This window comes from Salinibacterium sp. M195 (assembly GCF_019443965.1).
Lineage (GTDB): Bacteria > Actinomycetota > Actinomycetes > Actinomycetales > Microbacteriaceae > Rhodoglobus.
Map to the genome: position 1 here is coordinate 163,050 of NZ_CP040814.1, position 23,415 is coordinate 186,464.

Below are 23,415 nucleotides of genomic sequence, written 5' to 3' on the forward strand. Positions count from 1 at the left end.
GCAGCAGAGAAGCTAGCGGCCGAGCGGAACCTCAATGATCGTTGGCTCAGGATGCGCCGAAAGAGCTTGATCGAGTTCACCACGAGTCGCGGCCGAAATGTAGCGCCAACCGTAAGCAACAGCGAGCGCTTCAATGGAGGCGTTTTGTTGTGTCAACAGCACCCGATCGAAACTGTCACCAGCCTGGCCCGCCACCTCGAGAACATCGAAAATAGTGCCGCCATCGTCGTTGCCAACAATCACCTGGATGCGCGGGCGTGGCTCGCCGACACCAAACATGAGCGCGCCAACATCGTGGAAAATTGCGAGGTCACCGAGCAACACCCGGGTCACACCCTCATTGCCGGGCTCGGCCTGACTGGCGAGAGCTATGCCCAGCGCCGTCGAAATTGTTCCGTCGATTCCCGCGAGACCGCGGTTCGCGTGTACCGGAATCTTCTTTCCCGGAACGACACGATCAACTTCGCGGATCAAACGTGAAGCGCCAAGAACGAGCCGGTCGTGGGGCCACGTCGCCCGCCACACCGCTTCGGCGAGCATGCGACGGTCAACAGGGGTGCGCACAATCGCCAGTTCTGACTTGGCGTGAGTGCCAGCATCCGCATCGATATCGGGGGCGATGCTCTCGGTTTCGAGTAGCTGGCGGCTGGAACCAACCCAACGGCCAAGCCACGCACGATCCGTTGCTTCGCCCGAAACCGACACTTCATCGACGAAGAGCTGAACGCAGCGACCGGGGTTGTAATCATCTGCAGACGGATGCCGCACGACAATGGTTTGCACTCCGCTTCGCTGAATCAGCGCCGGAATTTCGCGACTCAGCGTCGGATGCCCAAAGACGATGACGCGCGCAACGCGGTCACCAAAGTTGGCGGCATTCAAGAGCTCGCGGTACGTCACCACCAGATTGGGGCCGAAGTGCGCACCGCTAGAGACCTCGGCTAAGAGCGGCGCGCCGAGTTCACGCGCAACCTGCTCCGCTCGGGGGCCAGCGCCAGTTCCGGCGACGACGACTGTGGCCGGTGCCGGGCTCAGTGCGAGCTTCGTTGGCGCACGCGGCGACTGTTCGGTCGTCGTTTCGACAGTGGGATCGAGGTCACTGAAGAGGTCAGGGAACGCCGGTTCGCGCTCTACCGCTGGCTCGCGAACGACCTCAGCCGGAGTCGAAATCCACGTGAAGGGCGCCGAGAGTGGCTCGTCAAAAGAGAGGTTGAGATGCACGGGGCCGCTGACAGCAGCGACGGCCTCGCGAGCGAGTTGAACGGCGGCATCCAGCTCGCCGGCAGCCCCGGTCGGTGCGGTGATATCCCACGTCTGCTGAACGGCGGTGCCGAAAATTCCCGGCTGCTGTGTGGTCTGATTTGAACCAATACCGCGAAGCGAATCGGGGCGGTCCGCACTAATGATGATCAGCGGAACGGCCGAATGGTGTGCTTCAAGAACGGCGGGGTGCAGGTTGGCGACGGCCGTGCCCGACGTCGTGACGACGAGCACTGGAGAGCCAGTCTCGACCGCGAGACCGAGCGCGAGAAAAGCGCCGACGCGCTCATCGATGCGCACGCGCAAGCGCAAAAGGCCCTGTTTTTCGAATTCCGCTGCAGCAAGAGCAAGTGCCTGCGAGCGCGAGCCAGGGCTCAACACAATGTCTCGAACACCGAGACGAACGAACTCTTCGAGAAGGGCTACCGAAAAATTAGTTGCCGGAGAGTTAGTTGGTCTTATCGTCATCGTCGAGATCTGCTAGTTCCTGTTCGAGGCGGCGGATGCGCTCATCTTGTTCTTCTTTGACACGCATGTTGCGCAAAAAGTCGGGGTCGTCGTCTGGAGCAACCGTGCGTGGCCTGCCAGCGTTACCGCTGCGTGCCTTACCGAGCATGAACCACAGCAGCACACCGATAACGGGGAGCAAGAGGATTACCAACACCCACAACAGCTTCGGCAATGCGCGCACTCGACTGCGATCAGTTTGAATCACATCGACTGTGGCGAACACGTCTACCGCTATGAGCGCAAAAACGAGAACGATCAATAGTCGAGACATGTGTCTATTCTACGCTGGCAGGCTGCGTGCGGCATGCAAGCCTAGACTGTTGCCGTGAAACCTTGGATCCTCTACTCGCTTCTGCGACTCGGAATTTTTGCAGCAGCGTTTTCTCTGCTGATGGTCGCGCAGGTCGAATGGTGGCTTTCGGCCATCGTCGCCGCAATCTTGGGGTTCGCGATCTCGTACATTTTCTTCGGCAAACTACGGGATGCCGTCGCGCTCGACATCGTGGCGCGACGTGCGGGGCCAAGCCACGACCCCGACCGCGATGCTGAAGATGCTGAGTCAGAAGCCCGCAATCCCTACAACACGCCGAACTCTGTCGATTCCAGCGACGTCGACGCCGAGCCGCGCGACCTAGAAAGCGATCGCTGACGCTAGGCCAAGGCCATAGAGCAGCGCGGTTAGCCCGGTAAGACGCAGCGCCAAGATCAGCTCTGCGGCACTCTTGCCGGTCAAAACGATCACGCACGCCGGCAACGCCACGAGCAGCACGAAGTACACCAAGAACGCGTTGACGTACAGCAGTGAGAATGCGCCCAAAATCACAAACGGCGCCAGCATTGCGATGACGTAGAAAATGCGCGATGGCAGGTTGCCGATCATGACGGCGAGCGTGCGCTTGCCCGCAATCTTGTCTTGAGCAATGTCGCGAATGTTGTTGACCATGAGGGTAGCGACGGCGAATAGCCCGACGGCAACCGCGGCCAACCAGGATTCCACGGTCACGGTGTCGGCGAGCACGTAGGTAGTGCCCGCTGTGGCGACAAGTCCGAAGAAGATGAACACGAACACTTCTCCGAGGCCGAGGTAGCCGTATGGCCGCTTGCCGCCGGTGTAGAAATAAGCGGCCACAATCGCGAGGGCACCAACGGCGAGCATCCACCAGTGTCCACTGCGAATCACGATGATGAGCCCGGCCACCGCAGCGATGCCGAACCAGACAAACGCGACGGTGATGACCGTTCGTGGCCGTGCAGCACCGGAGCCAGTGAGACGGCGCGGCCCTACCCGGTTCTTGTCCGTTCCGCGCACTCCATCGGAGTAGTCGTTGGCGAAGTTCACACCAATCTGAAGCGAGACCGCGACGATCAGACACAGCAGGGCTCGCAACCAGTGCCAGCCGATACCGTCTTCTTCGTGCGGAAGCACGTAGGCAGCTGCGGTTCCTAACGCTACCGGCGCGAAGGCAAGCGGCAGCGTCTGAATGCGCGCACCGCTGATCCAGTCACGCGCCGTCGCTTTCGCAATCTTGGGCGCTTTCGGCGGGCGACCGCCAGGGCGACCGCTTTTCTTCGCCGAGTTTGTGCTCGATTTCGGTGCGACGGTTTGGGGATCGATACGTTGCTGTTTAGGAGAGGCCACGGTGGGATTCTACTTAAGCACAACGGATGCGAGAGCCAGGCGGTCCGGCTTTCCTGTCGACAGCAAGGGAATTGCATCGATCAGCATCACTCTGGCTGGGGCTGCGGCTGCACCCAACTGCGCAGAAACAGACTGTCGCAGAACATCCACGTCAATCGCAGAGGTTGTAATCACGACGGGCGCTTCGCCCCATTCCGGGTGCGGTGCGGCCACGACAACGGCAGCGCTCTGGCCGGGAAGCGCTCGAACGGCGTTCTCGACCTCCGCCAACGACACCTTTACTCCGCCAGAAATGATCATGTCGTCGGCGCGGCCACGAACGCGCAGCACCCCGTCGACGATTTCTCCGACATCATCGGTGCGATACCACCGCACACCATCGTGTTCACGGAACGTAAAGGCACTGCGGCGCGGGTCTTCGAGGTAGCCTTCGGCCAGCATCGGGCCTGCCAGCTCGATACGGTCATCCACCAGCCGCATCGTGGCGGTGGGCAGCGGCGTGCCATCCCAGATGCAACCACCACTGGTCTCACTAGAGCCGTAGGTTGTGCTGACCGCAATGCCGCGAGCGCGGGCTTTCGCCAACAACGCTGCTGGCGATGATTGCCCGCCGACGAGAATTCGAGTAAATGTTGCCAGCGCGGCAACGGCATCCTCAGATTCGAGAAGTCGTGCCAGTTGCACCGGCACGAGTGACGTGAATCGTCGTTCTGCACTGAGTTCAGCTGCCGCGGCAACGAAGGCCTCAGCGGTGAACCCGTGTGGCGGCATCATCACCGGCACGGTTTCGGAGAAGTGCGAGCGCGCCAACACGTTGATGCCGGCGATGTAGTGAGCGGGTACAGCCAAGAGCCACTGCCCTGCGCCCCCCAGCAGTTCATCGGATGCCGCAGCACTCGCCTTCAGGGCGGCAGCACTCAGCATCACGCGTTTCGGACGGCCGGTCGATCCGCTCGTCTCGACGACGACCGCAACGTTCGCGGGCACGGTCTCGGGCAGGCCAGAGGGGGAGGCTGGGTGCGGCAGTATTGCCGCTCCCGTGCCGTCGAGTGCCGGTCGCAATGCGTCCCACACTTTGCGTGGGTCGCGGGCATCAACTGACCAAAGTTCTCGTGTCATCGTTCAGGCTCCGTTGCCTAGTACTGCCAGGGAAATGGCGACCAGTCGGGAGCGCGCTTTTCTAGGAACGAATCGCGGCCTTCGACGGCCTCGTCAGTTCCGTAGGCCAGCCGGGTCGCTTCTCCCGCAAATACTTGTTGGCCAACGAGCCCGTCGTCGACGGCGTTGAGAGCAAATTTCACCATGCGGATAGCGGTCGGCGACTTGGTCATGATGGTCTGCGCCCATTCGTAGGCTGTTGCCTCGAGCTCAGCGTGCGGAACCGCAGCGTTGATCGCTCCCGCGTCGAGGGCGCGCTGCGCGTCATACTCGCGGGCGAGGAAGAACACTTCCCTCGCAAACTTTTGGCCGACCTGGCGGGCGAAATAGGCGCTGCCATAGCCGGCATCGAACGAGCCAACGTCGACATCCGTCTGCTTGAAGCGAGCATGCTCCGAGCTGGCAATCGTGAGGTCACAGACCACATGCAACGAGTGCCCTCCCCCGGCAGCCCAGCCGGGAACGACGGCAATGACAACCTTGGGCATGAAGCGGATGAGGCGCTGCACTTCGAGAATGTGCAGGCGTCCTGCTGCGGCACGGCGCTTTCCCGCTGCCGCCGCAGCGGCAGCCTCGGCATCTGCTTCAGATAGCGCGGAATCACCGATTGCCGCAGCGGCTCCGGCTGCGGTGGGATTCGTCGCGCCATCTTGGCCTTCATATTCGTAGCCGGCCCGCCCACGGATGCGCTGATCTCCGCCGGAGCAGAATGCCCAGCCACCGTCTTTCTCGCTCGGTCCGTTCCCGGTGAGCAGCACGACGCCGATACGCGGGTTCTGGCGCGCATCATCAAGGGTTTGGTAGAGCTCGTCGACGGTGTGCGGTCGGAATGCGTTGCGCACTTCTGGCCGATCGAACGCGATCCGCGCAACCGTGCCGGTCACATCGTGGTGATAGGTGATGTCGGTCAGATCATCAAACCCGGCGACCGATCGCCACAACTTTTCGTCAAAAATCTCAGATACAGGCGCCATGGCTCAAGCCTAACCATCCGGCCGCAGAACGACCTAGCTCCAGAACGGCCTAGCTGCTGAAGAAACGAAAGACGTTCAACACAACGAGAGGGTTCGCCAAGATCGCCAAAGCGAGTCCGAATGCTGCCCAACGACGCTGTAACCCCAAAATGAGGCAGATGACGGCGGTGATGACCGCAGAGATCGACACCACGATGGTGGTGTACGCCAGCATGGTTCCGGCCGGAAAGTCTCCTCCAGCCGAAACGATCATGGCGATCATGAACAAAACAACCGTGGAAAGCCCGAGAAGCGCGGCGATAAACCCCACCCAGGTCGGTCGTCGCCGACGGATGACCGGCTCCGCTTCGGGAGCCGAATTCTGCTCGGTGCCGCTGGGCGCTTCAGCTACGTCATCGACAACGCCGACGACGTAATACGGCACGACTTTGGTCGCGACACGCTCAATATCCCCCGGATTAGTCACGCAATAACCCTATCTGACGGTGGAACTTGTCAGACTAGGAACATGTTCCCTTCAGTGAACGAAATTCTCGACACCGCACGCGTAGTGTCCCTTCCTATGACCTCCCGCTTTCGCGGCATCGATCAGCGCGAAGCGTTGCTCTTTCGCGGCCCTCAAGGGTGGAGCGAGTTCTCCCCGTTTGTCGAGTACGACGATGCGGAGGCGAGCACATGGCTAATGGCAGCGATTGATTACGCCTGGAATGAGACTCCCCCACTCAAGCGGGACCACATTCCGGTGAACGCTACGGTGCCCGCAGTCGCTGCCGAATTCGTTGAGGCAGTGCTTGAGCGCTTCGACGGCTGCCGAACGGCCAAAGTCAAAGTTGCTGAGTTCGATCAGAGCCTCGCGGATGACATCGCGCGGGTCGCTGAGGTGCGTCGCGTAATGGGGCCGGCCGGTCGCATTCGCATTGATGCCAATGGGGCGTGGACGGTCGACGAGGCCGAGCGCGCGGTGCACGCTTTGGCTGAGTTCGACCTCGAGTATGTCGAGCAGCCGTGCGCCACAGTCGAAGAGCTGAGCGAGTTACGCGGACGCATCGCCTACATGGGAATCCCTGTCGCTGCCGACGAGAGTGTGCGCAAAGCTGCCGACCCGCTGGCTGTTGCCCGTGCGGGAGCTGCCGACCTGATCGTGATCAAGGCGCAGCCTTCTGGAGGCATCTCTCGTGCGCTCAGTGTCGCCGCCGAGGCTGGTCTTCCGATCGTGGTTTCCAGCGCCCTTGAGACCTCTGTGGGGCTTGCCATGGGGGCGCACCTGGCCGCAGCGGTCGACACTCTCGAATTCGACTGCGGACTGGCGACGGCATCCTTGCTCGCCGCTGACGTCACCTCTTCTCCGCTGCGCGCGCGTGGCGGACGCATCGAGGTTCGACGGGTGGACGCAGAAGAGGCGTTGCTGACGCGCTGGGCCGCAAACGCCGAACGCACTCAGTGGTGGCTATCCCGACTCGAGCGATGCCATGAACTAGGTAAAAACTACTCACCGCAGTAACTTTCACGCTCACTAGGCTTGGCTGCGTTGATCGCTTTCCGAGGAGTGAATATGACTGTCCTGTCGCACCGCGCTGTGCCCCTTGCTGTGCTGAGCATGCTCGGGGTTGGATTGTTGAGCGCCTGCGCTACGCCGGCGCCCTCCCCGGTCGCGACGGACTCTGAAACGGATGCCGCGGCTTCCGCTCCGGCGGAAGAGGTGGCGCCGAGCGGCCCCGAGTGCCTGATCGGCGACTGGTTCATCGCTGAAGACCAGATGCAGGGCTTCTATTCGGCCGTGAGTGGTTCTAACGAGAACGTCGACATTTCCGTCAAGGGCGGAACGGGACTTGCATTTACAAACAGCGGGTACACCTACACGCCCGATTTCGCGATCATCTTGCAGGTCGCCGGCACCGAGGGCGAAGGCACGATCACTGGCGGGGTCACCGGAGACTACTCCGCGACGGACACCGAGATCACGACTTCCCACGACGTGAGCGACGTCGCGGTGAGCGTCTCGGTTTCGGGAGTCACTATGGATGGCACCGACCTGTTCGGTGACTTCATGTCGAGTTCGCCCATCAACTCGGCACCGTACGAGTGCGGCGAGGTTGGCCCGATCCTTCACTTCGACACTGGCGAGGGCAACCCGCGCGTGCCCATGCAGTTGACGCCGGCCAGCTAGGCGGCTCAACTCGTGAGCCTCAACGGCTCCCACAATCAAACGCTGGGGTGTCGCTCGGTGCGGCCCCAGCGTTTCTCGTTCGGCGCTCTATAGCCCGGAGTAGGCGTGCAGTCCCTTGAAGAACAGGTTGACGATCGTGAAGTTGAAGACAATGGCGGTAAAGCCGACGATCGCTAGCCACGCTGACCGTGAGCCGCGCCAGCCGCGCGTTGCCCGAGCGTGGATGTAACCGGCATAGATGGTCCAGATGATAAACGTCCAGACTTCCTTGGTGTCCCAACCCCAGTAGCGTCCCCACGCACGCTCAGCCCAGACGGCACCGGCGATGAGGGTGAACGTCCACATGACAAAGCCGACAACCGTCAGACGGTAGGCCAAAGTTTCGAGTCGCTCGGCGGCCGGCAACGTGTCAAGGAAGCGAAGCTTCAGTGCCTTGCCCGACTCCCGACGCGCTTGCATGAGCTGCACTATTGAGAGCCCGGCAGCGAGCGCGAAGACGCCGGTACTGAGGCTGGCGACGAAGACGTGGATGACCAACCAGACTGACTGCAACGCTGGCGGCAGTGGCACGACATCCACATAGAAGCTCGATGTGCCGACGCCCAAGGCGATCAGCGAGAAGCCGGTGATAAAGGAGCCCAAGAAGCGCAGGTCTTGCCAGAACTGCACCAGAAGGAACACGCCAACGATGATGGCAGTGGCGGTGAGCGTGAACTCGAACATGTTGGCCCACGGAACGCGGTTCGCTGCAACACCACGGAGGACAACCGCGCTGACGTGAAGCAGCCAAGCGATAACCGTCATGGCCATAGCCAAACGCAAGTACTTGGGTGAGCTCGGTCGCACAGGCTTGCCGTCGGCGCTCGACGAGTCATCGCCGATCAGCGTGGTGGTCGTGGTCGCGTACGGCGAATCCGCTGAAGCCGCCTCGATAATTCCGGTGCGGCGGGCAGAGGAGGCACTGAGCCCCGTCGCGTCCGCGGCGGCATCACTTGACTCCACCGAACGGCGCGCCACATCGACGGCGAACATCACGAACGCCAACGTATAGATCGCCATCGCAGAGTAGATCGCGATCAGGGAATACGACACCAAGGTCTCAGTCACGAATCCACCCTAACCTTCAGTTGCTGGGAATGTTTATCGGCGAACTCGGCGACCGCCGAATCAAGGTTGGGGTCGTCGCCGCGCGCCAAGGCAGCGTACTCAATCGTTGTCGTTCCTGATGCGTCGGTTTTTGCCGAAACCCACATCCGTCGGCGCGGAATGAACAGGCTCGTCACGAGCCCTGCAATCACCAGAATTGCGAATATCAACACGGGCAATTGTGAGGGGTCGTGGTGAACGTCCAACGAAGCGAAGCGGGGGATGCTCGCGAGCTCAACACTGCCTAGGCCGTTAGGCAGCTCAGCCCGATCCCCGGGAGTCAAACGGATCGTCTCGGCGTCGGAGGTTCTACCGGCGACCTGCTCAAGAGAGTCAGTGTTCAGGGCATAGGCGTTGGTTCCCAAACCGTTGTCGAGACCGAGGTCACCCTCGTAAACCTCCAACGTGAGCGTCGGAGAAACAAGGTCGGGGTACACCGAGGCGAGCGCGCCTGAGTCGAGAGTGCCCGTCGTCGGATACAGGAAGCCGAGCATACCGATTTGCTTCCCGAGGCCATCCGGAATCTTAATAACGCACGTGCTGCCGAGGTTGGCGTCGAACGGTAGGCACGGTGTTGGCTGCGACCAGATGACGCTGTCGTCAGAATCACGCACGGTGAGAACTGGCGCGTAGCCGTTCCCCAGAAGATAGACGTTGGTGCCGCTCAGGCTCAATGGCTCGTTGACCTTGATTCGTGCTGTCTCCGAGCTGGCGCCCCGCAACGTCGTAGTGACGTTGGCGGTGTAGTCGATTGCTTGCCCAATTGCTCGGCGGTTGCTTTGCTCATAGACCGGAACGAAGGAATCGAGGGCGATCGTGAACGGGTCGAGAGCCTCGTCAGTGAAGAAACGGCCAGGGTTGAACGAGTCATAGCTGGCGAGCGAATTGCTGAACGCATAGCCCTCGACAACAACGCGCTGACCGGTGTAGCCGAATCCGCCGCCCAGTCCGACGGCAAGCAGAACGCCAACAAGCGCCGAGTGAAAGATGAGGTTTCCCGTTTCGCGCAGGTAGCCACGCTCCGCACTGACCGAATCACTATAAAGCTCGGTGCGGTAGCGCTGCGAACGCAGCTGGCGACGAGCAGAATCGACAGCGGTAGCGGCATCCGCTTCGGTCGTGCGGGTCGTAAAACCTTCGAGGCGCGACAGCCGGGCAGGCGTCTTGGGCGGTCGGGCGCGAAGGGCATCGAAGTGATGCTTCGTACGCGGCAGCACGCAGCCGATGAGGGAGATGAAGAGCAGCAGGTAAATCGCCGAGAACCACACCGAGGTGTAGGTGGTGAAAACCTGAAAGAAGTCGAGCACCGCCGCGGCGTCGGGGTAGAGGCGGCGGTAGGCGATGACGCCGTTGGGGTCGGAACTAACCTGGGGAACCAAGGACCCGGGGATGGCTGCAACCGCCAAGAGCAAGAGCAAGAAAAGCGCCGTGCGCATGCTCGTGAGCTGACGCCAGAAAAATCGCGCGTACCCAGCGAAGTTCAGTTTCGGCTGTTGGATTTTGCTCTGCTGCGCTGGCGCATCCATATGGTCGCTTGGACGCGATGCGTCTCCACCCGTCACCGGATCAGAGGAGTGTGTCGAAGCCACCGATCACCGCCCCCAAACTTGTCACGATTACACGCCACACGCCGGTGACCATGAGTACTCCGATCAGCACGAGCAACGCCCCGCCGACCAAGTTGATAATACGGATGTGGCGACGCATCCACGTCACTGACGTCGTCGCCCAGTTCAACCCGAGCGCCACCAGCAGGAACGGGATGCCGAGACCGAGACTGTAGGCAACCCCAACCATGGCTGCCCGGCCGGGGTCTCCCCCATCGAGAACCATGCTGCCAACGGCGATGAGCGTCGGGCCAACGCATGGCGTCCAGCCAAGAGCGAAGACGATACCGAGCAGCGGCGCACCAGCCAGGCCGGTCGCCACTTTCATCTTCGGGCGGATCGTGCGCTGAGCAAAGGTGACCTGCCCGATAAAGACGAGTCCCATCACGATCACGAGTGCGCCAGCGATGCGGGTGATGAGGTCAAGCCACGGCCGCAGCAAGAGGCCTGCGGTGCCGAAGAGCACCGTGAAGGCAACGAAAACTATCGTGAAGCCCAGGATGAACAATCCGACGCCAAGAACGAGTCGTTTCGTGCTGCCCTTATCTTCGGCGCTCGTGAAGCCGCCGATGTAGCCGAGGTAGCCGGGCACGAGAGGAAGCACGCACGGTGACGCAAATGACACGAGTCCCGCGAGTATCGCGATCGGGATCACGATAAGAAGATTGCCACCGAGAACGAGCTCGCCGATGGGGCTCGACACTACTGGCCCTCAGCGACGACAGAGTCGATCATCGCTGCGAGGATGCTCGGATCACGCACGAGTCCGCTGATGCGAGCGGCGACTCGGCCATCACGGTCAACAACGAGAGTGGTCGGCACGGCGTTGGGCGGTACAGAACCGGCGAACGCCAATTGCACGCCAGCGGTCTTGGCATCGAGAACGGAGGGGTAGGGAACACCGAACTCAGTGGCGAAGGTCCGAGAGCTCTCAGCCGTGTCGGAAACGTTAACGCCGAGGAACGGAACATCGGGATATTCGACGCTCAACTCCGCAAGATCAGGGGCCTCGAGGCGGCACGGCGGGCAACTGGCGTACCAAAAGTTCACGACGTAAACGGAGTCTGCGAAGCTGCTGCTGGTGATGATCTCGCCGTTGTCGAGCGTCGCCTCATAGCTCACGGGTTCGTCCCGGTCACTCGCGGGGATCTCGACGGTCGAGCCGTCGCCGGAGATGTAGCCCTCTTCTGAACCGTTCTCGTACTGCTCGGCAAGCGTTTCGTTGGCGCTCGAGCACGAGACAAGGACGAGAGCGGAGACCGCCAGAACGACGGCGATGAGACGGCGGTTCACACTGCTCCTAGATCGATGGATGCTGCAAGCAAGTCTCCCGCAGGTTCCTGATAGTCAACCTCGACGAACACGTCGCCGTCGCGGGCAAGAGTGGTGATGCTGGAGAGCGTGCAGCGACGATTGCGGGGATCATGGGCGAGCCGCATTTTCTTCACGGAACGGGCTACAACAACGATGGGCAGTTGGTGGCTGACCATGACAATTTCGCCGCCATCGGCCGCGGACCACGCCTCGTCAACGGCAGCGAGCATCCGGGCTTCGATGCTCACGTAGGCCTCGCCCCAACTGGGCTTGAGCGGGTTGATCAGGTGCGGCCATGCCCGCGGCTGGCCAAGAACCTGCGGAAACCGCAAGCGACCGCCCTCGAACCAGTTGTGGGGCTCAATGATGCGCTCTTCGGTGACGATGTCGAGCTTGTAGCGGTCGACCCAGGGCTGCGCTGATTCTTGGGCGCGCTGCAGAGGGCTCGCGTAGAGCGCCGTAAGCGGCCGATCGGCAAGGCTCGCGGCGGCCAGGTCTGCCATTCTGTGGCCGAGTTCACTGAGGTGATACCCGGGAAGCCGACCGTAAAGAATGCGGTCAGGATTGTGTACTTCGCCGTGGCGGACGAGATGGATGAGGTCTGCTGGCACGGTATTCAGTCTACGTCGGCTGACTTCCGCACTTTCCCTCGCGCGATCCCTTGTAAACTCAGCGCTGTGACTACACGCACCCTCATTAAGAACTTGGCCGCAGCGACCGACGGAGCAATCTCTGTTTCGGGTTGGGTCGATAAGGTCCGAGATCAAAAGAAGGTGCAGTTTGTCGTACTGCGCGATGAGTCGGGTGGGGTGCAGCTTGTTCACCCCCGCTCATTCAACGAAGACGGCACTCCGGCTGAGGACGCTCTCGCCGACATCATCTCTGGGCTTGCCCAAGGCACCTTCCTCACCGCAACCGGTGAGTTGAAGCACGACGAGCGCGTGAAGCTCGGCGGCGTTGAGATCAAGCTCGACGGCCTCGAGATCGCTGCTGAGGCTATCCCCGAGACTCCCATTGCCGAGGACTCCAGCGTTGACAAGCGCATGGATTGGCGCTTCCTCGACCTTCGCGTTCCGCGCAACAACCTCATCTTCCGCATCCAGACCACGCTTGAGCACGCTTGGCGCACCTACTGGGTCGAGAACGACTTCATTGAGGTTCACACCCCCAAGCTCATGGCAAGCGCAAGCGAGTCGAAGGCTGAGCTGTTCGAGGTCGAGTACTTCGACACGAAGGCGTACCTCGCGCAGAGCCCTCAGTTCTTCAAGCAGATGGCGCAGGCTGCCGGCTTCGGCAAGATCTTTGAGATCGCCCCAAGCTTCCGCGCAGACCCCAGCTTCACCTCGCGTCACGCCACCGAGTTCACGATGGTCGACAACGAAATCAGCTGGATCGACAGCCACGAAGACGTCATGAAGATGCACGAAGAGCTCATGGTCATTGGCTTCCAGGCTGTCAAAGACAAGCACGGCGAAGAGATCGAGAAGCTGTTCGGCATTGAGCTGACGGTTCCGACCACGCCGTTCCCCCGCATCCCGCTGGCCGAGGCTAAGCAGATCGTGAGCGACCGCGGCTACACGGTGCCCCGCGCCGACGCCGACATGGACCCGGAGGGCGAGCGCCAGATCGCCGCCTACGTGAAAGAAACTTTCGACCACGACTTCGTGTTCTTGACCGACTACGCCGCGAGCATCCGCCCGTTTTATCACATGCGCCATGCGGATGATGCCGGCCTCACGAACAGCTACGACCTCGTGTACAACGGCGTCGAGATCTCCACTGGCGCCCAGCGCGAGCACCGCGTTGACGTGCTCGAAGAGCAGATTCGCGACAAGGGCATAGACCCTGCCGAGCTCGACTTCTACCTCGACTTCTTCCGCTACGGCGTACCGTCGCACGGTGGCTTCGGCATGGGCCTTGGCCGTGTGCTGATGCTCATGCTCGGACTGCCCAACCTGCGTGAAGCAACGTACCTGTTCCGCGGGCCAACCCGTCTCACTCCGTAGCCGCGCCTGGGGCTCGCGAGGGCCTCACAGCTCGACACACCGAACCCATAGCCAGCGCATAGCCAATTAAGGCAGGATGACGACATGTCAAAGAAAATTGATGCGGCTCTCAAAGACCTGAAAAAAGCGCTCAACAAGCACGCTGAGGTTGTCGGGAGCAAGCCCGTTTCCCTTAAAAAGGCTCAACGCGCTACTGCTCAGGTTGCCGCAGCGGCAACGAACTATGCAGAAGTTGTTCACTCGAAGAGCGGGCTTGGTAACCCGTTCGACGAGATGCTTCAGCCGGGTCTCGACAGCGGAACGCTCGCGTCATTGGCCGCAGAGCGTGACTCGATCAAGAACCATCTGACCGGCCCGATCGCTATCAAGAAGTAGCGCTACCGCCGAGGCACGTAGCGCTACCGCGCAGTCGCTAGAACTCGAAGTCGACGCAGGCACGCTCGCGCGTGTTTGCTTTGACGATGGCCGCTGGCCCGTCGTGAAGAGGGTGGGTTCCGTACGCGAGAAGAGCTTCTGGTGAGGTGTGCTCCGAGATGAGCACGACATCCCAGTTGACATCGGCGTTGCCCGCATCGTGGCGAACGATCAGGCTTTCAAGGCCCTCAATCTTGCCGGCAAGCGGCTCAAGTGCCGCTGCCATTGCATCAACTGCGGCTCTCTGGCCTGCAGGGTCTTCGGCGATGAGCTTCCACATGACAACGTGACGGATCATTCGATTTCCTCCTGAAGTGCGGCGCGAAGCCGCTCGGGGTCGACACGCCAGATGGTGTGTACGCGGTCATTGATAAGCACGACAGGGATCTCATCCCGGTACTTCGCATGAAGTTCCTCGTCATCAATAATTGACTGTTCCGTGAACTCGACCGAGAGCTCAGGGGGCAGCGCAGCGATGACATGAGTGACCGCAATCCTGGCGTCATCACAGAGATGACAGCCTGGTTTTCCAATCAATACGAGACGTTTCGTGGGCACGACCCTAGAATAATGCGAATGCCAGAGGTAACGTCGCCCCCATCGAGTCAGAACGTGGTTCTGGCCTTCTTTGACGTGGACAACACTCTGATGCGCGGGGCGAGCGTTTACTACCTCGCCAAGGAAGCCTGGCGCCGCGGGATGGTCGGCTGGCGCGATATCGCCCGTTTTGCTTGGCATCAGTTTCGGTTCATCGCTGTTGGCGAAAACCACAAGCACATGGCGTCGGCGCGCGAACGCGCACTAGCGATAGTGGGCGGGCAATCCGAGAAGACTCTGTTTCAGCTGGCCGAGCAGATTTATGAGCGCGATATTTTGCCCAACCTGTGGCAAGAAACCGTCGATCTCACTCGGGAACACCTCGCCAAAGGTCACGAGGTGTGGCTGATCACGGCGACTCCGCAGTTCGTCGCCGAAGTGATCGCCGCCCGTCTGGGGCTCACCGGCGCGCTGGGAACCCGCGTGCACGCCAAAGATGGTCTCCTGACGGGCGAACTCGACGGGCACGTGCTTCACGGTGCCGAGAAGGCCGTCGTCGCCACAGGGCTCGCTGAGCGAGTCGGAGCCGATCTCGCTGAATGCTGGGCCTACTCCGACTCCAGCAACGACATCCCTCTGCTGAGCGCAGTCGGAAACCGTGTAGCAGTGAATGCGGATGCGAAGCTGACGAGTCATGCCCAAAAAATGGGGTGGCAAATTCTGCCGCTCAGTCGCGTTGGCCTCACAGAGGCGAAGAAGCGAGTAAAGCGAGAAGCCAAAACAGTTCGCAAGAGCCGACGCTGATATCGAGCACTCGACGTTAACGCCGAACACCCGATCGCTCAGATGAACGTTCGGGTGTTCAACGGTGTGACCGCCCTTAAGGACGGTCAATAGTCGTGGGGACTACTTACTTCTTGTTGCGGCGCTGGTGGCGCGTCTTACGAAGCAGCTTGCGGTGCTTCTTCTTGGCCATACGCTTGCGACGCTTTTTGATGACTGAACCCATAGGGACCTCACTGATTTCTGAACGAACCGACCCGGTCCGATTCAGAACCGCGGAAAGACATACCGGAAGAGTTTACCGCACCGGGCGGGTTTTGAAGACTCGATGAACCGAGAGTGAACTTAGCCTGAGTGCTAGCTGTTAGCCAACTTCAGATATCGAGGGAGAAACAGCGCTGGCTACGGCCGATTCCGGGATGCGAAATGACCGACCGAAACGCACTGCAGGGAGTTCCCCCGAGTGAACTAGGCGGTACACGGTCATGTTCGAGACGCGCATCATTTCAGCCACCTCAGCGACAGTGAGAAAGCGCATCTCCGTAAGATCCCGTGACATTGGACTAGCCCCTTTTAGTTCACAGTCGTCGTGAAAACACACTCAGCGTGTGACTGAAGTGCTAATCGGTAACAATAGGGGCTGGTGTGACTCGGTGTCCACCCCTAGAACGTGAATTGCGGCGCGCCTGCGGCCTAATCGTTGCCAAAAATGCGAGAGCGCACGTTTCGGGGCAGCTGCTTGGCAGCCTCACCGACATCGTGCAGCGCTGAACGAGCCTTGTAGGTACGCTCTGCGACCTGACGCCCAAAGTTGTCTCCGACATCCGCACCTGACCATGCAGCGAATGCACCAGTGGAGTAACGAACCTCGTCATCAAAGTCGTCATGGAAGTCGGCGCTCAAGAACGGAATCAACCAATCTTCAACCTCTTCAAGAGGGGAAGAATCCAAGCGGTAATAGCGATGTTGGCCCTCTTCACGCACCGACACCAAACCATGATCGCGCAGCACTTTAAGGTGCTTGGAGACCGTCGGCTGGCTCAGAGCGAGCTTCTCAACAATCTCGCTCACGCTGAGCTCGCCGCTCGGAGAATCGGAGGCGATGTACTGCTCAAGCAGCACCGTCAAAAGGCTACGCCGGGTCGAATCGGCTACTACGTCAAAGATGTCGGCCATTGCATCAGGGTAGTCGGGCTTGCTGGGTAGTACCATGGCCTCCTGTGCGTGGGGAGAGAAAACTATGAGTCCGCGGGCACCCATGCGTGCACATACTCGTGATCGCAGTATTGCCGGTCAAGTACGAGACCTGATTGATCGTTTCGCTGCAGCGACGCCTGCCCGATTCGCCATCGCCATATTTTCCGCTCTTGTCGTGCTGCTCACGACCGTGCTCGTCTTGCCTATCTCGGCCCGTGACGGGCAAGCGACTCCCCTCGTTGATGCCCTCTTCACCGCCGTCTCCGCAATCTGCGTCACCGGACTCACGACTCTCGACATGGCTACCCATTGGTCAGCGTTTGGAAACACCGCGATCCTGATCGGCCTTCAGGTCGGCGGAATCGGCGTGCTCACGCTCGCCAGCATGCTCGGGCTCGTCGTCTCTCGCCGACTCGGCCTTCGCCAACGCCTGATCGCCGCTAGCGATTCGAACCCATCACGCATTCACGTTGGCCCTGTTTCTGAGTCGCAGGCCATCCGCTTGGGCGAAATTGGCGGGCTCCTCGCCACGGTCGCAATCAGCGCTCTGGCCATCGAATTTGTGTTGGCGCTCGTGATCATCCCGAGGCTCCTGGTCGAAGGCTTCGATGTGTGGCCCGCCATCTGGCAAGGCTTTTACTTTGCGGCCTCCGCTTTCACGAACACCGGTTTCGTCCCGTCAGTCGGCGGAATGGAAATATTCGCTCAAGACCCGTGGATGCTTGGCGCCATTGGCACAGGCGTCTTCTTGGGTAGTCTCGGTTTCCCCGTGATTTTCGCGGTCGTACGCAAGCTCAAGAACGGCGCGCGACTGTCGGTTCACGCTCGACTCACGATCGCCACAACGCTGCTGCTGATCGTTATCGGGGCGATAGCCGTCATTGTGCTCGAGTGGAACAACACCAATACCATCGGCGACCAAAGCCTCATCTCTCGACCTCTCACTGCCACATTCCTGTCGACAATGACAAGGTCTGGCGGCTTCTCCCCCATCGACATTAACGAGCTCAATGGGTCGACTCTGCTCGTATTCAACATGCTGATGTTCGTGGGCGGCGGTTCGGCATCCACTGCCGGAGGCATCAAGGTCACCACTCTGGCAGTGCTGTTCTTGGCCGCGCTCGCTGAGGCTCGCGGCGACAACGACATGCACGCCTTTGAGCGCCGTATCCCCACCGACGTACTTCGACTCGCGGTCAGCGTCACGCTGTGGGGAGCAACAATTGTCGCTATCTCCACCGTTGCCATTCTGCAGATAACGAAGGAACCGCTCGATCGCGTGCTCTTCGATGTGATTTCAGCCTTTGCCACCTGTGGGCTCTCGACGGGGCTAACCGAAACCTTGCCAGACAGCGGTAAGTACATTCTCGCCGCGACGATGTGGGCAGGGCGAGTAGGAACGGTTACTCTGGCGGCAGCCCTTGCGGCAAGTCAGCGCCGTCAGTTGTTCACGAGAGCAGAAGAGAGGCCCATCGTTGGTTGACAAGATTCCGCATAATGCGCCGGTACTAGTGATCGGTCTTGGCCGCTTTGGTGCCGCGACTGCCGGTCAGCTTCAGCGCCTCGATCGCGAAGTTCTCGCGATTGACGAAGACCTCGGTCTGGTTCAAAAGTGGTCGGAGCGTGTGACTCACGCGGTGCAGACCGATGCTCGCAACATCGATGCACTTCGCCAGATTGGTGCAGAAGACTTTTCTATCGCTGTCGTCGCCGTTGGTTCGTCAATCGAAGCGAGCGTGCTGATAACCGCCAACCTCGTTGACCTCAAGATTCCGCAAATCTGGGCCAAAGCCATCAGCCGTTCGCACGGCAAGATCCTGAATCGCATCGGCGCCAACCACGTGATCTACCCCGAAGCAGAGGCAGGCGAGCGGGTTGCCCATTTGGTCTCCGGTCGGATGCTCGACTTCATCGAATTCGATGATGACTTCGCCATCGTCAAGATGTACCCACCGAAGCCGATTCGCGGAGTGCCGCTCAGCGAGTCGCAAGTTCGTCGCAAGTACGGGATTACCGTTGTCGGAGTGAAATCTCCCGGAAAAGATTTCACTTATGCCACGCCAGAGACGGTGATCTCGAATCACGACCTGGTCATCGTCAGCGGCAACTCAGAAGACATCGAGAAGTTCGCAACGCTGGCTAGTTAGCCCCGTTTGTGGACTGATTTTCTGACCCGGCCTACCTGTATCTTGATTCAGTGAGCAAAATACGGGCGACCCCGGGGTCGCAATCTTCGCTCCGCGAAGCGAACCGCGCTCGCATAGTCGACGCGGTGAAGCATCACGGCGGGCTCACTCAGATCGAGCTGGCCGGCGTAACCGGCCTCTCGCCCGCCACTGTTTCCAATATCGTCAAGGAACTTGTCGCCGCTGGAGTACTAGCGACGAACATGAGCACCCGCAGCGGGCGGCGCGCTCATCAAGTGACGTTGGCTCGCGCGCTCGGCCTCGTCGCTGGTGTGCATTTTTCTGAACGTCACATGCGCGTCGCTCTCTCCGATGTCGCGCACGTTGTGGTTGCCGAACAGCACATGCCGTTGGCGAAAGACCATCGCGCCGACAACGAGCTCAACCGCGCGGCGCAGTTGATCACCGACATGCTGGAATCTGTCGACGCAACACATGACGAAATTCTCGCGGTGGGGTTGGCAATGCCCGCACCGATGGATATCACCACGGGAACCATCAGTCGCACCGGAATCATGCGCGGCTGGGATGGTGTGCCCGTGGCAGAGTCCCTGGGCATCCGGCTCAACAGCCCCGTTTTTGTCGACAACAACGCCAACATGGGGGCACTCGCCGAATATCGTTCCGGTGCATTGCGGGGCAAGCCCAACTCGTTGTACATCAGCATTGACGAAGGCATCGGCGCTGGTCTCATCCTGAATGGCGCTGTCTTTCGTGGACACAATGGAACCGCCGGCGAATTCGGACACATGGTTCTCAACGAAGACGGCCCCTTGTGCCGCTGTGGAAACCGCGGATGCCTCGAAACGCTCGTCGGTGGACAAGCGATCATCGATTCGGTGCGCGCTGGCCGTCGCGGGCTCAAGCTGCACGATGTTGTCGTGAAAGCGATCGGCGGCGACGATGCGTGCATCCGTGCGATTGCTGATGCCGGTCGCCACCTCGGAATCGCCACCGCCAACCTCTGCAACGTTTTCGATCCCGACCGCATCGCGGTGGGCGGAGAACTTTCGCAGGCTGGAGAGCTACTACTCGGACCGATGCGCCACGCCATGGAGCGGGCTGTCATCGTTGGGCCGGAGCGGGCTGCCGATCTTGTGCAGAGCCAGCTTGGCGAGCGAACAGAGCTGCTCGGCACCATTGCGTTCGCCATCGACCAACTCACCATCGGTGCAGACACCATCGGTACTGACAGCACCATGACCTCAACGGTTTCCGCATGACGCGCACGTACTCACGGCGACTAGCGCGGCTACTCGCTTCACTGTTGTTCGCCATGCTCTTTCTCGGTGGCTGCACCATGATTGGGGCGAGCGGTGCTGGCGCCGAATATCGCATTGCCTTGCTGCTTCCCGAGTCAAAGACGGCACGGTATGAGGCCTACGATCGCCCATTCTTCGAAGCGAAGATTGCCGAACTCTGCCCGCAGTGCGAGGTAATTTATGCCAACGCCGACCAGGATCCAGCGAAGCAGCAACAACAAGCAGAGTCAGCATTCGCTCAAGGAATCAGTGTGCTCGTGCTTGACCCGGTTGACTCATCAGCAGCGGTGACGATTGTCGCTTCAGCGCAGTCCCACAAGGTGCCTGTTATTTCCTACGACCGGCTCATCGGCAGCCCAGAGTTGGCGTTCTGGGTCTCGTTTGACAACGAAAAAGTTGGTGCTCTTCAGGGCAAAGCGCTCGTGGAGGGGCTCGCCGCCCAAGGGCTCTCGTCTGGCAACATCGTGATGGTGAACGGTGCCCCAACCGACAACAATTCGCGACTGTTCAAAAAGGGCGCCCACAGCGTGATCGACGGCAGCGCGTATGACGTCGTTGCGGAGTTTGACACTCCCAATTGGAGCCCAGACAAAGCTCAAGAATGGGTAGCAAGCCAAGTCACCCAGCACGGCGATACGCTCGTCGGTGTTTACGCCGCCAACGATGCCACTGCCGGCGGCGCCATTGCCGCCCTCAAAGCCGGCGGAGTGAGCCCATTGCCTCTTGTCACCGGGCAGGATGCCGAACTCACGGCCATCCAGCGCATCGTGAGTGGCGACCAGTACATGACGATCTACAAGGACCTGAAGCGCGAAGCAGAAATTGCCGCCACCCACGCCGTATCGCTGCTCAACGGAGTACCGCTTGTCGGCCAGAGCGAAGAGACCAACGGCATCCCGACGACGTTGCTCAACCCCGTGATCGTCACCATCGACAACATCATGGAGACTGTGGTGGCCGATGGCTTCTATACGGTCGAGCAGATCTGCACCTCAGAATACGCACAAGCGTGTGCCGCAGCGGGGATCACAGGATGACCCAGAAAACCAGCGGCGATGTGCACGCACTGCGCCTGAACGATGTGTTCCTGAACGCTGTGCGCCTGAACGATCCGAGCAGGAAAGAGAGCAGCTTATGACCGAAGTCACACCGGCAATGTCAGATGATGCCCCCATCCTTTCGCTGCGCGGAGTGAACAAATCGTTCGGTGCCATTCAGGCGTTGATCGATGTTTCGCTCGATATTTATCCAGGCGAAGTCGTCGCGATCGTTGGCGACAACGGTGCAGGCAAATCGACCCTCGTCAAAGTCTTGGCCGGCGTTCAACCGGCGAGCGCGGGCACCATTACTCACTACGGTGATGTCGTCTCGCTCGCGAACCCGACCGACTCCCGCGATCTCGGAATCGCCACCGTGTTCCAAGATTTGGCGTTGTGCGACAACCTCGACGTTGTCGCCAACCTTTTTCTCGGCCGCGAACTCGGCACCCGCGCACTCGACGAAGTTGAGATGGAGCAGCGCACGTGGGAATTGCTCCGGCAACTCTCTGCCAAGATCCCGTCTGTGCGCACCCCCGTCGCCGGGCTCTCTGGCGGGCAACGGCAGACCGTCGCCATTGCGCGTTCCCTCATCGGCAACCCCTCGATTGTTGTGCTCGATGAGCCAACCGCTGCCCTCGGCGTTGCCCAGACTGCTGAAGTGCTGAACCTTATCGAAACCCTCCGCGAGCGCGGGCACGGCATTGTTCTGGTCAGCCACAACATGGCCGATGTTCAGGCTGTCGCCGATCGCGTTGTCGTGTTGCGACTCGGTCGAAACAACGGCGATTTCGTGGTGAGCGATGTCACTTACGAAGACATCATCGCAGCGATCACTGGCGCCACCGATAACGCGGTGACGCGGCGTGCACAGTTGCATGGCACGACGTTTACTCGCGCCAAGGAAGGACTCAGTTCATGAGCGCCTCCACGCCGCGACCCCAGCGCACGACCGCTCCTGCTGCGGAGCTAGCACCGGCGACGGGCATCGCCGAGACTTTGGCGGCTTTCCGCGCTCGCGTGAGCGGTGGCGACTTGGGCGCGATCCCCGTCGTCGTGGGCCTCGCGATCATCTGGACCGTCTTTCAGATCCTGAATCCCACTTTCCTGTCGAGCGCCAACCTCGTGAACCTCGCAATGCAGAGCGCCGCCCTTGGCACCATTGCCCTCGGCGTGGTTCTCGTGTTACTGCTCGCCCAAATCGATCTTTCGGTTGGCTCGCTCTCCGGACTTGCGGCCGCAATTCTCGCTGTCACGTTCACGCAACTGAACTGGCCATTGCCCTTGGCGATTCTCGCGGCGCTGGCGGCCGGCGCCATCTTCGGCGGGTTCTACGGATTCTTGCTCACTCGTTTTGGGGTGCCCAGCTTTGTGATCACCCTGGCTGGCCTCCTTGGCGTGCTTGGCTTGCAGCTGTGGGTGCTTGGCCGCTTGGGTTCCATCAATCTCCCCTATGACTCGTGGATAGTGCAATTCGCCCAGCTCATGTTCTTGCCCGCATGGCTGTCTTATGTTTTGGCGGCCCTCGCGACGCTCGTGTACGTCGGTTCCCGGCTGTCGCTCGCCAACCGTCGCCTGCGCGCTGGTCTGCTGCCAGAGTCACGCACGGGAATCCTGCTGCGAGGCTCGCTCTTGATCGTTGCTCTGGTATTTTCGGCGTGGTACCTCAACCTCGACCGCGGCATCGGACTCATGTTCTTGCTCTTCGTGGTGCTGGTCATAGTCGTCGACATCGTGCTCAAGCGCACGCGCTGGGGGCGCTCGATTTATGCGATCGGCGGCAACGTCGAGGCAGCCAGGCGTGCCGGCATCCGCGTCGACCGCGTCTACATTTCGGTGTTCATGATCAGCGCGGTTCTCGCGATGCTCGGCGGCGTGCTTGCCGCATCACGCCTCGGGGCTGCGAGCCAGAGCAGCGGTGGCGGTGACACAAACCTCACGGCCATTGCCGCAGCGGTGATCGGCGGCGCGAGTCTCTTCGGCGGGCGCGGAAGTGCCTGGTCTGCCCTGCTCGGCATCATCGTCATCCAGTCGATCTCCAGCGGGCTCACCCTGCTGAATCTCGACTCTTCGGTGCGCTACATGGTCACCGGAGCCGTATTGCTGCTCGCCGTGATCATCGATTCGCTCTCACGCCGCTCCCGCGCGCTGCACGGCCGCTTCTAACGGCACAACGCGCGCGCTACGAGGGTTGTGCTGCTCACTAGCGCTGTGTAGG

28 protein-coding genes are annotated in these 23,415 nt (G+C 60.6%); 12 read left to right on the plus strand and 16 right to left on the minus strand.

The window, feature by feature from the left end:
• Window positions 1-12: 12 nt before the first annotated feature.
• Both menD and FFT87_RS00775 read right to left on the minus strand, forming a co-directional pair.
• On the minus strand, window positions 13-1,728 hold the full coding sequence (gene menD, locus FFT87_RS00770) for a 2-succinyl-5-enolpyruvyl-6-hydroxy-3-cyclohexene-1-carboxylic-acid synthase (protein WP_219949500.1): 1,716 nt from the start codon (window positions 1,726-1,728) through the stop codon (window positions 13-15).
• Complete coding sequence (locus FFT87_RS00775; protein ID WP_219949501.1) at window positions 1,709-2,041, minus strand: PLDc N-terminal domain-containing protein; 333 nt, start codon at window positions 2,039-2,041, stop codon at window positions 1,709-1,711. The genes menD and FFT87_RS00775 overlap by 20 nt, the downstream gene beginning before the upstream one ends.
• Window positions 2,042-2,095: 54 nt before the next feature.
• On the opposite strand from FFT87_RS00775, the gene FFT87_RS00780 reads away from it, so the two are divergent.
• A complete protein-coding gene (locus tag FFT87_RS00780) occupies window positions 2,096-2,419 on the plus strand; it encodes a DUF4229 domain-containing protein (RefSeq protein WP_219949502.1) in 324 nt (107 codons plus the stop codon).
• Here FFT87_RS00780 and FFT87_RS00785 read toward each other — a convergent pair.
• Genes FFT87_RS00785 through FFT87_RS00800 form a run of 4 tightly spaced genes read right to left on the minus strand, consistent with a single transcriptional unit; the run spans window position 2,402 to window position 6,007 of the window.
• A complete protein-coding gene (locus FFT87_RS00785) occupies window positions 2,402-3,409 on the minus strand; it encodes a 1,4-dihydroxy-2-naphthoate polyprenyltransferase (RefSeq protein WP_219949503.1) in 1,008 nt (335 codons plus the stop codon). The two genes, FFT87_RS00780 and FFT87_RS00785, sit on opposite strands and share 18 nt — an antisense overlap.
• A 9-nt stretch (window positions 3,410-3,418) precedes the next feature.
• Complete coding sequence (locus tag FFT87_RS00790) at window positions 3,419-4,528, minus strand: AMP-binding protein (RefSeq protein WP_219949504.1); 1,110 nt, start codon at window positions 4,526-4,528, stop codon at window positions 3,419-3,421.
• Window positions 4,529-4,545: 17 nt separating this feature from the next.
• On the minus strand, window positions 4,546-5,541 hold the full coding sequence (locus FFT87_RS00795; protein ID WP_219949505.1) for a 1,4-dihydroxy-2-naphthoyl-CoA synthase: 996 nt from the start codon (window positions 5,539-5,541) through the stop codon (window positions 4,546-4,548).
• 49 nt (window positions 5,542-5,590) lie between these two features.
• Window positions 5,591-6,007 (minus strand): 1,4-dihydroxy-6-naphthoate synthase, encoded by a 417-nt coding sequence (locus FFT87_RS00800; RefSeq protein ID WP_219949506.1) that lies wholly within the window; start codon window positions 6,005-6,007, stop codon window positions 5,591-5,593.
• A gap of 42 nt (window positions 6,008-6,049) precedes the next feature.
• On the opposite strand from FFT87_RS00800, the gene FFT87_RS00805 reads away from it, so the two are divergent.
• Together FFT87_RS00805 and FFT87_RS00810 are read left to right on the plus strand one after the other, a co-directional pair.
• On the plus strand, window positions 6,050-7,042 hold the full coding sequence (locus FFT87_RS00805) for an o-succinylbenzoate synthase (protein WP_219949507.1): 993 nt from the start codon (window positions 6,050-6,052) through the stop codon (window positions 7,040-7,042).
• A gap of 51 nt (window positions 7,043-7,093) precedes the next feature.
• Window positions 7,094-7,708 (plus strand): hypothetical protein, encoded by a 615-nt coding sequence (locus FFT87_RS00810; RefSeq protein ID WP_219949508.1) that lies wholly within the window; start codon window positions 7,094-7,096, stop codon window positions 7,706-7,708.
• 87 nt (window positions 7,709-7,795) lie between these two features.
• Here the strand turns inward: FFT87_RS00810 and ccsB are convergent, their stop codons facing one another.
• From ccsB to FFT87_RS00835, 5 genes are read right to left on the minus strand one after another with little or no spacing between them, the layout of a single operon-like run.
• Window positions 7,796-8,815, minus strand: a complete 1,020-nt coding sequence (gene ccsB, locus FFT87_RS00815) for a c-type cytochrome biogenesis protein CcsB (protein WP_255559989.1) — start codon at window positions 8,813-8,815, stop codon at window positions 7,796-7,798.
• Window positions 8,812-10,380, minus strand: a complete 1,569-nt coding sequence (locus tag FFT87_RS00820; protein ID WP_219950638.1) for a cytochrome c biogenesis protein ResB — start codon at window positions 10,378-10,380, stop codon at window positions 8,812-8,814. The genes ccsB and FFT87_RS00820 overlap by 4 nt, the downstream gene beginning before the upstream one ends.
• Window positions 10,381-10,420: 40 nt before the next feature.
• Window positions 10,421-11,164, minus strand: coding sequence for a cytochrome c biogenesis CcdA family protein (locus FFT87_RS00825; RefSeq protein ID WP_255559991.1), 744 nt, complete (start codon window positions 11,162-11,164; stop codon window positions 10,421-10,423).
• Window positions 11,164-11,754 carry a TlpA disulfide reductase family protein gene (locus tag FFT87_RS00830; RefSeq protein ID WP_219949509.1) on the minus strand — a complete coding sequence of 197 codons (591 nt, stop codon included), beginning with the start codon at window positions 11,752-11,754 and terminating at the stop codon, window positions 11,164-11,166. Before FFT87_RS00830 ends, FFT87_RS00825 begins: the two co-directional genes overlap by 1 nt.
• On the minus strand, window positions 11,751-12,386 hold the full coding sequence (locus FFT87_RS00835) for a histidine phosphatase family protein (protein ID WP_219949510.1): 636 nt from the start codon (window positions 12,384-12,386) through the stop codon (window positions 11,751-11,753). The genes FFT87_RS00830 and FFT87_RS00835 overlap by 4 nt, the downstream gene beginning before the upstream one ends.
• A gap of 66 nt (window positions 12,387-12,452) precedes the next feature.
• Here FFT87_RS00835 and aspS point away from each other — a divergent pair, with 66 nt between their 5' ends.
• Window positions 12,453-13,781 (plus strand): aspartate--tRNA(Asn) ligase, encoded by a 1,329-nt coding sequence (gene aspS, locus FFT87_RS00840; protein WP_219949511.1) that lies wholly within the window; start codon window positions 12,453-12,455, stop codon window positions 13,779-13,781.
• Window positions 13,782-13,865: 84 nt separating this feature from the next.
• Window positions 13,866-14,156, plus strand: a complete 291-nt coding sequence (locus tag FFT87_RS00845; RefSeq protein ID WP_219949512.1) for a hypothetical protein — start codon at window positions 13,866-13,868, stop codon at window positions 14,154-14,156.
• Between the two features lie 37 nt (window positions 14,157-14,193).
• On the opposite strand, the gene FFT87_RS00850 is transcribed toward FFT87_RS00845, so the two are convergent.
• Both FFT87_RS00850 and FFT87_RS00855 read right to left on the minus strand, forming a co-directional pair.
• Window positions 14,194-14,493 carry a Dabb family protein gene (locus FFT87_RS00850; RefSeq protein WP_219949513.1) on the minus strand — a complete coding sequence of 100 codons (300 nt, stop codon included), beginning with the start codon at window positions 14,491-14,493 and terminating at the stop codon, window positions 14,194-14,196.
• Window positions 14,490-14,753 (minus strand): glutaredoxin family protein, encoded by a 264-nt coding sequence (locus FFT87_RS00855; protein ID WP_219949514.1) that lies wholly within the window; start codon window positions 14,751-14,753, stop codon window positions 14,490-14,492. The genes FFT87_RS00850 and FFT87_RS00855 overlap by 4 nt, the downstream gene beginning before the upstream one ends.
• An 18-nt stretch (window positions 14,754-14,771) precedes the next feature.
• Between FFT87_RS00855 and FFT87_RS00860 the strand changes: the two genes are divergently transcribed.
• Window positions 14,772-15,536, plus strand: coding sequence for an HAD family phosphatase (locus FFT87_RS00860; RefSeq protein ID WP_219949515.1), 765 nt, complete (start codon window positions 14,772-14,774; stop codon window positions 15,534-15,536).
• A gap of 106 nt (window positions 15,537-15,642) precedes the next feature.
• Here FFT87_RS00860 and FFT87_RS00865 read toward each other — a convergent pair whose 3' ends face one another.
• From FFT87_RS00865 to FFT87_RS00875, 3 genes are all read right to left on the minus strand, one after another.
• On the minus strand, window positions 15,643-15,741 hold the full coding sequence (locus tag FFT87_RS00865; RefSeq protein WP_003792170.1) for a 30S ribosomal protein bS22: 99 nt from the start codon (window positions 15,739-15,741) through the stop codon (window positions 15,643-15,645).
• A gap of 138 nt (window positions 15,742-15,879) precedes the next feature.
• The gene (locus FFT87_RS00870) at window positions 15,880-16,074 is read right to left on the minus strand and encodes a helix-turn-helix domain-containing protein (RefSeq protein ID WP_219949516.1); all 195 of its coding nucleotides are present in this window, start codon (window positions 16,072-16,074) and stop codon (window positions 15,880-15,882) included.
• A gap of 134 nt (window positions 16,075-16,208) precedes the next feature.
• Window positions 16,209-16,691 carry a helix-turn-helix transcriptional regulator gene (locus FFT87_RS00875; protein ID WP_219949517.1) on the minus strand — a complete coding sequence of 161 codons (483 nt, stop codon included), beginning with the start codon at window positions 16,689-16,691 and terminating at the stop codon, window positions 16,209-16,211.
• Between the two features lie 82 nt (window positions 16,692-16,773).
• Between FFT87_RS00875 and FFT87_RS00880 the strand changes: the two genes are divergently transcribed.
• The 6 genes from FFT87_RS00880 to FFT87_RS00905 all read left to right on the plus strand — a co-directional run bounded on the left by FFT87_RS00880 (window position 16,774) and on the right by FFT87_RS00905 (window position 23,363).
• On the plus strand, window positions 16,774-18,195 hold the full coding sequence (locus FFT87_RS00880) for a TrkH family potassium uptake protein (RefSeq protein WP_219949518.1): 1,422 nt from the start codon (window positions 16,774-16,776) through the stop codon (window positions 18,193-18,195).
• Window positions 18,188-18,859 carry a TrkA family potassium uptake protein gene (locus FFT87_RS00885; protein ID WP_219949519.1) on the plus strand — a complete coding sequence of 224 codons (672 nt, stop codon included), beginning with the start codon at window positions 18,188-18,190 and terminating at the stop codon, window positions 18,857-18,859. The genes FFT87_RS00880 and FFT87_RS00885 overlap by 8 nt, the downstream gene beginning before the upstream one ends.
• 50 nt (window positions 18,860-18,909) lie before the next feature.
• On the plus strand, window positions 18,910-20,121 hold the full coding sequence (locus FFT87_RS00890; protein ID WP_219949520.1) for an ROK family transcriptional regulator: 1,212 nt from the start codon (window positions 18,910-18,912) through the stop codon (window positions 20,119-20,121).
• Complete coding sequence (locus tag FFT87_RS00895; RefSeq protein ID WP_219949521.1) at window positions 20,118-21,197, plus strand: sugar ABC transporter substrate-binding protein; 1,080 nt, start codon at window positions 20,118-20,120, stop codon at window positions 21,195-21,197. The genes FFT87_RS00890 and FFT87_RS00895 overlap by 4 nt, the downstream gene beginning before the upstream one ends.
• A 97-nt stretch (window positions 21,198-21,294) precedes the next feature.
• A complete protein-coding gene (locus FFT87_RS00900; RefSeq protein WP_219949522.1) occupies window positions 21,295-22,119 on the plus strand; it encodes an ATP-binding cassette domain-containing protein in 825 nt (274 codons plus the stop codon).
• Window positions 22,116-23,363 (plus strand): sugar ABC transporter permease, encoded by a 1,248-nt coding sequence (locus FFT87_RS00905; RefSeq protein WP_219949523.1) that lies wholly within the window; start codon window positions 22,116-22,118, stop codon window positions 23,361-23,363. The genes FFT87_RS00900 and FFT87_RS00905 overlap by 4 nt, the downstream gene beginning before the upstream one ends.
• Window positions 23,364-23,415: the final 52 nt, after the last annotated feature.

Bases quoted from the DNA above. Each gene is read 5' to 3' on its own strand.
- menD (WP_219949500.1), bottom strand. From the start codon at position 1,728: ATGACGATAAGACCAACTAACTCTCCGGCAACTAATTTTTCGGTAGCC.
- FFT87_RS00775 (WP_219949501.1), bottom strand. From the start codon at position 2,041: ATGTCTCGACTATTGATCGTTCTCGTTTTTGCGCTCATAGCGGTAGAC.
- FFT87_RS00790 (WP_219949504.1), bottom strand. From the start codon at position 4,528: ATGACACGAGAACTTTGGTCAGTTGATGCCCGCGACCCACGCAAAGTG.
- FFT87_RS00795 (WP_219949505.1), bottom strand. From the start codon at position 5,541: ATGGCGCCTGTATCTGAGATTTTTGACGAAAAGTTGTGGCGATCGGTC.
- FFT87_RS00805 (WP_219949507.1), top strand. From the start codon at position 6,050: ATGTTCCCTTCAGTGAACGAAATTCTCGACACCGCACGCGTAGTGTCC.
- FFT87_RS00810 (WP_219949508.1), top strand. From the start codon at position 7,094: ATGACTGTCCTGTCGCACCGCGCTGTGCCCCTTGCTGTGCTGAGCATG.
- FFT87_RS00820 (WP_219950638.1), bottom strand. From the start codon at position 10,380: ATGGATGCGCCAGCGCAGCAGAGCAAAATCCAACAGCCGAAACTGAAC.
- FFT87_RS00845 (WP_219949512.1), top strand. From the start codon at position 13,866: ATGTCAAAGAAAATTGATGCGGCTCTCAAAGACCTGAAAAAAGCGCTC.
- FFT87_RS00850 (WP_219949513.1), bottom strand. From the start codon at position 14,493: ATGATCCGTCACGTTGTCATGTGGAAGCTCATCGCCGAAGACCCTGCA.
- FFT87_RS00860 (WP_219949515.1), top strand. From the start codon at position 14,772: ATGCCAGAGGTAACGTCGCCCCCATCGAGTCAGAACGTGGTTCTGGCC.
- FFT87_RS00865 (WP_003792170.1), bottom strand. From the start codon at position 15,741: ATGGGTTCAGTCATCAAAAAGCGTCGCAAGCGTATGGCCAAGAAGAAG.
- FFT87_RS00870 (WP_219949516.1), bottom strand. From the start codon at position 16,074: ATGTCACGGGATCTTACGGAGATGCGCTTTCTCACTGTCGCTGAGGTG.
- FFT87_RS00875 (WP_219949517.1), bottom strand. From the start codon at position 16,691: ATGGCCGACATCTTTGACGTAGTAGCCGATTCGACCCGGCGTAGCCTT.
- FFT87_RS00880 (WP_219949518.1), top strand. From the start codon at position 16,774: ATGCGTGCACATACTCGTGATCGCAGTATTGCCGGTCAAGTACGAGAC.
- FFT87_RS00895 (WP_219949521.1), top strand. From the start codon at position 20,118: ATGACGCGCACGTACTCACGGCGACTAGCGCGGCTACTCGCTTCACTG.
- FFT87_RS00900 (WP_219949522.1), top strand. From the start codon at position 21,295: ATGACCGAAGTCACACCGGCAATGTCAGATGATGCCCCCATCCTTTCG.
- FFT87_RS00905 (WP_219949523.1), top strand. From the start codon at position 22,116: ATGAGCGCCTCCACGCCGCGACCCCAGCGCACGACCGCTCCTGCTGCG.